The 5,881-nt window shown below is 70.6% G+C and carries 5 protein-coding genes and 1 pseudogene; 4 read left to right on the forward strand and 2 right to left on the reverse strand.

Annotation, left to right across the window (positions count from 1 at the left end; translation table 11 throughout):
- Positions 1-265, reverse strand: a pseudogene (locus M7D61_RS09065) (hypothetical protein); the annotation flags it as partial.
- Positions 266-353: 88 nt separating this feature from the next.
- Between M7D61_RS09065 and glf the strand changes: the two are divergent.
- Positions 354-1,520, forward strand: a complete 1,167-nt coding sequence (gene glf / locus M7D61_RS09070; RefSeq protein ID WP_298229705.1) for a UDP-galactopyranose mutase — start codon at positions 354-356, stop codon at positions 1,518-1,520.
- Positions 1,521-1,535: 15 nt separating this feature from the next.
- Here the strand turns inward: glf and M7D61_RS09075 are convergent, their stop codons facing one another.
- Entirely contained in the window at positions 1,536-2,459 is a 924-nt protein-coding gene (locus tag M7D61_RS09075; RefSeq protein ID WP_298229706.1) for a glycosyltransferase family A protein, read from the reverse strand.
- 72 nt (positions 2,460-2,531) lie between these two features.
- Between M7D61_RS09075 and M7D61_RS09080 the strand changes: the two genes are divergently transcribed.
- The 3 genes from M7D61_RS09080 to M7D61_RS09090 form a co-directional block, all read left to right on the forward strand.
- On the forward strand, positions 2,532-4,385 hold the full coding sequence (locus M7D61_RS09080) for a glycosyltransferase (protein ID WP_298229708.1): 1,854 nt from the start codon (positions 2,532-2,534) through the stop codon (positions 4,383-4,385).
- Positions 4,378-5,334 carry a glycosyltransferase gene (locus tag M7D61_RS09085; protein ID WP_298229710.1) on the forward strand — a complete coding sequence of 319 codons (957 nt, stop codon included), beginning with the start codon at positions 4,378-4,380 and terminating at the stop codon, positions 5,332-5,334. The genes M7D61_RS09080 and M7D61_RS09085 overlap by 8 nt, the downstream gene beginning before the upstream one ends.
- Positions 5,331-5,881 (forward strand): IspD/TarI family cytidylyltransferase (locus tag M7D61_RS09090; protein WP_298229711.1); only part of this gene is annotated, 551 nt, incomplete at its 3' end. The genes M7D61_RS09085 and M7D61_RS09090, both read left to right, overlap by 4 nt.

The raw sequence follows: 5,881 nt of genomic DNA on the forward strand, positions 1-5,881 counted from the left end.
TGAGGAACTGCTGGATCTGGGTCGCCGACATCGCGTTCGCGTTGAAGAAGATCGAGTCGTCGATGATGTCGCCGGCGTCCCAGTCGCTCGCCGCCGCCGCGGAAGCGGAATCCGTCGGCTGCACGAGGCCGACTCCAGCGGGCCCGTAGAAGAGCACGCCGAGGAGCGCCCCCAGCGCGGCTGCGAGGGCAACGCGCTTCGCGCCCCCGAGCACGCGGGCGCCCAGCTTCGTCCGGAACCGTGCCACGAGAAGCCATGCAAACATGCAAACCTTCAAGAAGACGGTCAATCTTGCGGCCTGTGACGGATTGCGCCGGAACGGCCGTCCAGGAACGGCCCGCTAGCATCGTCGGGTGCCCCAGAGCAATGCAGACCTCGTCGTCGTCGGCAGCGGATTCTTCGGCCTCACCATCGCCGAGCGGGCGGCATCCGCGGGGCGGAAGGTCCTCGTCATCGAGCGCCGCCACCACATCGGCGGCAACGCCTACAGCGAGGCCGAGCCCGAGACCGGCATCGAGGTGCACCGCTACGGCGCCCACCTCTTCCACACCTCCACCGAGCCGGTGTGGGAGTACGTGAACCGCTTCACGAAGTTCACGCCCTATGTGCACCGCGTCTACACGAACCATCACGGCGTCGTGTATCCGCTGCCCATCAACCTCGGCACGATCAACCAGTTCTTCTCGGCGGCGTATCCGCCCGACGAAGCCAGGGCCCTCATCCGCGAGCAGGCCGGCGAGTACGACCCCAGGACCGCGCGCAACCTCGAGGAGCGCGGCATCGGCCTCATCGGCCGACCGCTCTTCGAGGCGTTCATCCGCGACTACACGGCGAAGCAGTGGCAGACGGATGCCTCGCAGCTGCCCGCCGAGGTCATCTCGCGCCTGCCGGTGCGCTACACCTACGACAACCGCTACTTCAACGACACCCACGAGGGTCTGCCTGTCGACGGGTACACCGCCTGGCTGGAGCGCCTCGCCGACCGGCCCGGCATCGAGGTGCGGCTGAACACCGACTTCTTCGACGAGTCGCAGCCGGTGAACAAGCGGGGCGTCGTCGGCAATGTGCCAGTGGTCTACACCGGGGCGCTCGACCGCTACTTCGACTACTCGGCCGGCCGGCTGTCGTGGCGCACGCTCGACTTCGAGCAGGAGGTGCTGCCCATCGGCGACTTCCAGGGCACCCCGGTGATGAACTACGCCGATGCCTCCGTGCCGTTCACCCGCATCCACGAGTTCAAGCACTTCCACCCCGAGCGCGACTGGTACCCGACGGACCAGACGGTCATCATGCGCGAGTTCTCGCGCTTCGCGCAGGCCGACGACGAGCCGTACTACCCCGTCAACACGCCGGAGGATCGCGAGGGCGTGCTGAAGTACCGCGAGCTGCAGGATGCCGAGCCGCAGGTCGTCTTCGGCGGCCGGCTCGGCACCTACCAGTATCTCGACATGCACATGGCGATCGGCGCCGCGCTCTCGACCTGGACGAACAAGGTCGCCCCGCTGCTCGGCGCGGCGTGATCCGCGCCCCTCGCGCTATCCGGCCGATCGGCGGCCGCGCAGCGGACCGCCTGCCCTGAGCCATCGCACGGCGGCGGCGGCGAGGCCGCCGCGGAGCCTTCCCTCGACCTCCAGGACCCGCCGGTCGAGGAGGAAGAACCGCTGGTCGACGAGCTTCGCGAGGTAGAGCGCGAGGCCGGCGCCGTGCTCCGCGACATAGGAGCGCAGCGCCGCGTCGCGCACCAGGGCGTCGTACCTCTCGTGATCGGCGCGATCCCCGATGACGCTGTTGGCGTCGATGCCGCTGGCCGAGCGGCGCTGATGCCAGAACGCGAGCGGTTCCGGACCGAGATACTCCAGCGCCCAGCGGGACAGGATGCGCAGGTTGAACTCCCAGTCGCCGACGACCGAGAGGCTTTCGTCGTAGAAGCCGATCTCGTCGTGGAGTTCGCGGCGGTAGAGAAATCCGATCGGCACGAACCTGTTGAACAGCAGGGTGTCGCTGAGCAGCGGCGCGGGGAGCTGCGGCTGGAACTCCTCGCGGCCGGTCTCGTGGTAGCCGTCGCCACGGCGCTCCTCCCACACGATCTCGATCCGCGAGACCACGCCGGGTGCGAGCGGATGGGCCCCGAGGTAGGCGACGGCCGTCTCGAGGAAGCCCGGCGCCCAGGTGTCGTCGTCGTCGTGGAGGACGAGGTACGACGATCCGGCGGCGAGAGCGGCGCGGACGCCGGCGTTGGCGCTCGGCCAGCGACCCGACGACGTCGCATGGTCGACGACCGTGGCCCGCTCGCCGAGCCCGGCACGGTCGACGACGGCGCGGACGGCGGCGGGGTCCCCGCCGTCGTTGACGAGGAACACGCGCCAGTCGGCATAGGTCTGGTCGGCGATGTCGCGCAGCGCGCGTTCGAGGAACAAGGCGCGGTCCCGGGTGCGGACCACTATGCCGACGGATGCCACACGCCGATCCTAGGAGCAAGCCCGAGCGTCCGGCTCCGGCGCAGCCCAGGAGCCGACTGGTACCCTCGACGCGTGCCGCTGCTGCAATCGCTCGTGCTCCCCACGGCGGAGCACGAGGCGGCTCTAGCCCTCTACCTCGACGCCGAAGGCACCGCAGCGCCGCTGCAGCACACCCGCACCGGCGTCGGCGTGCCCACCGGGCGCAGCGTCTCGTTCGCGACGTACTTCAACGCCTTCCCCGCCTCGTACTGGCAGCACTGGACCAACGTCAGGCAGGTCACCCTCACGGTGGCCACCTCGGGCTCCGGCGAGATCGCGCTGTGGACCTCGGATGCCGCGGGCAAGGCGACCCGGCGCGAGAGCCGTGCCGTCGCCGGCGACCTCGACACCGTCGTCTTCTCGCTCGTGCTCGACCGCTTCGACGCCGGCGGCTGGGCGTGGTTCGAGGCGAGCGCGTCGAGCGCGCTCACCATCGCGAGCGCCGAGTGGTCGACCGATGCCGAGGTGCTGCAGCCCGGCCGCCTCGCCCTCGGCACGACGACGATGAACAAGCCCGACTACGCCGTCGCGACGCTGCGCACGATCGCCGACGACCCGGTGCTCGTCAGCGAGCTCGAGCGCGTCTTCGTGGTCGACCAGGGCACGAGGCTCGTGCAGGAGGAGCCGGGCTACCTCGAGGTCGCAGCGCGCCTCGGCGACCTGCTCACCGTCATCCGGCAGCCCAACCTCGGCGGCTCGGGCGGCTACGCGCGCGTCATGGCCGAGACGCTCGGCACGGATGCCGCGGCCGTCATGCTCGTCGACGACGACGTGCAGGTCGAGACCGAGGGCATCCTGCGCGCGCTGCGCTTCTTCCGGCACTGCCCTGAGCCGCGCCTCGTCGGCGGGCACATGTTCGACCTCAACCACCCGACCGTGCTGCACGCCTTCGCGGAGACGGTGCGCGACGACATCTTCTTCTGGGGGCCGGCCGACGTCGAGCACGAGCGGCACGACTTCGGAATGGCGACCCTGAAGGACACGCCCTGGCTGCACCAGCGCGCCGAGGCCCGGTACAACGGCTGGTGGATGTGCCTCATCCCGACCCGGGTGATCCGCGAGATCGGCCTGCCGCTGCCGCTCTTCATCAAGTGGGACGACGTCGAGTACGCGCTGCGCGCCGGCGAGGCCGGCTTCGCCACGGTGTCGCTGCCCGGCTCGGGGCTGTGGCATCTCACCTGGCTCGAGAAGGACGACACGCTCGACTGGCAGGCGTTCTTCCACGCCCGCAACCGCGCGGTCACCGCGCTGCTGCACCTCGAGACGCCGCACCGGTTCCCCGTCGCGAGCCGCCGCCAGGATCTGCGCAGCCTGCTCTCCATGCAGTACTACGCCGCCGAGCTGCGGCGGCAGGGCCTCGCGGCGGTGCTCGCCGGTCCCGACTCGCTGCACCGGGCGCTCGGCACGACGCTGCCTGCGCTCAGGGGCATCCAGCCGCAGTACCGCGAGATGACGGCCTTCTCGGCCGCCGATGTGCCCGAGGCGTACCAGGGCCGGGCCGAGTACCCCGGTGACGCCCTCACCAAGACCGGCATCGGCCTCGCCCCGCAAGGCCCGCTGCGGGTCGCCCTCACCGCGTGGCTCGCGCTGCGCCATCTCATCGTCCCCGTGAAGGCGCAGGCCGCCGTCCGGCCGCAGCGCGAGCTCACCCGCCGCGCCGCCCAGTGGTGGCGCCTCGGCGCCCTCGACAGTGCCCGCATCGTCGGCGCCGACGGCACCGTGAACTGGAACACGCGCGACCGCGCACGGTTCCGCCGCTACCTGCGCGACAGCATCCGCCAGCACCGGGCGCTCCAGCGCGACTGGCCCCGCCTGCGGGAGCAGTACCGCCGGGCGCTGCCGGAGCTCACCTCGCTCGAGACCTGGCAGAGGACGTTCCATGGGTGACCTCGGCCGGATCGCGATCGTCATCGTCACCTTCAACCGCACAGCGCTGCTCGGCGAGCTGCTCGACAGCGCCGCACGCCTCACGACGGCGCCGTGGCGCATCATCGTCGTCGACAACGCCAGCACCGACGGCACCGCCGACGTCGTCGAAGCCAAACGCGACGACTTCCCCGAGGGGCTCCTCGTCTACCGGCGCCTCGAGACGAACACCGGCGGTGCGGGCGGCTTCTCGGCGGGCACCGGTCTTGCGCTCGAGCTCGGCGCCGACTGGATGTGGCTCATGGACGACGACGTCGAGATCCTGCCCGACGCCCTCGACGTGTTCGCGCCCTGGATGGCCCGCTTCAAGTGCCTCCACGGCCGCCGCTACGATGTCGACGGCACCGACTTCTACTGGCAGGCGAAATTCAACCAGTGGCTCGGCGTGCCGCTGCCGTACTCGATCCGCACCTTCGACCACGAGGGCTACGCGATCACGAACTCGGGCACCTTCGAGGGCATGATGATCCACGCCGACATCGTGAGGGCCATCGGATTGCCCGATCCGCGCTTCTTCATCTCGTGGGATGACGCGGTCTACGGCTGGCTCGCCGCGCAGCACACCCCGGTCGCCTATGTCAACGCGTACGTGCTGCGGAAGAAGCGCGAGCAGCGCCAGATCTCGCTCGGCGTCCGCCACCTCAACGACTCCAGCGCGCTCGCCAAGTACCACGTCATGCGCAACCGCGGCTATGTCGCGCGCTACTTCGCGCTCTACGGCAAGCTGCACCCGGTCGGGTTCGCGGCAGGCACCGTCCTCACCTTCGGCAAGGAGGTCGTGCGGCTCGTCGCCGTCGAGCGCACCCTGACCGGACTCGGGGCGCTGCTGCGCGGCTGGCGGGACTCCATCCCGCTGCGCCGCGACCCGACCTGGCGGCCCATGCCGCCGCTCCTGGGATCGAAGCCGTGACCGCCGAGCGCGAGGGGCTCCGCCGCATCGCCATCGTGCTCGCCGGCGGCGTCGGCGTCCGCGCCGGCCTCGGAATGCCCAAGCAGCTCGCGCGCATCGCGGGCAAGCCCATCATCGAGCACACCCTCGCCGCGATCGACTCCTCCCCCGACATCGACGAGATCATCGTCATGATGGAGCCCGGCTCCCTCGCCTACGCCGAGGAGCTCGTCGCCTCGGGTCGGTTCCCCAAGCTGCGCGCCGCGTTCGAGGGCGGCGCCACCCGCAACGACTCGACCCGCCTCGCCCTCGCGCAGATTCCGGATTCCGAGGCCAAGGTCCTCATTCACGACGCGGTGCGGCCCTTCGTCGACCACCGCATCCTCGGTGCCTGCGTCGCCGCGCTCGACGCGTACGGCGCCGTCGACACCGCCATCCCCTCGGCCGACACGATCGTCGAGGTCGACGACGACGGGCTCATCGTCGACGTGCCGCCGAGGGCCCGGCTGCGCCGCAGCCAGACCCCGCAGGCGTTCCGGCTCTCCGTCATCCGCGCCGCCTATGCCGC

This window comes from Gryllotalpicola sp. (assembly GCF_027352875.1).
Lineage (GTDB): Bacteria > Actinomycetota > Actinomycetes > Actinomycetales > Microbacteriaceae > Gryllotalpicola.

Bases quoted from the DNA above. Each gene is read 5' to 3' on its own strand.
- M7D61_RS09085 (WP_298229710.1), top strand. From the start codon at position 4,378: ATGGGTGACCTCGGCCGGATCGCGATCGTCATCGTCACCTTCAACCGC.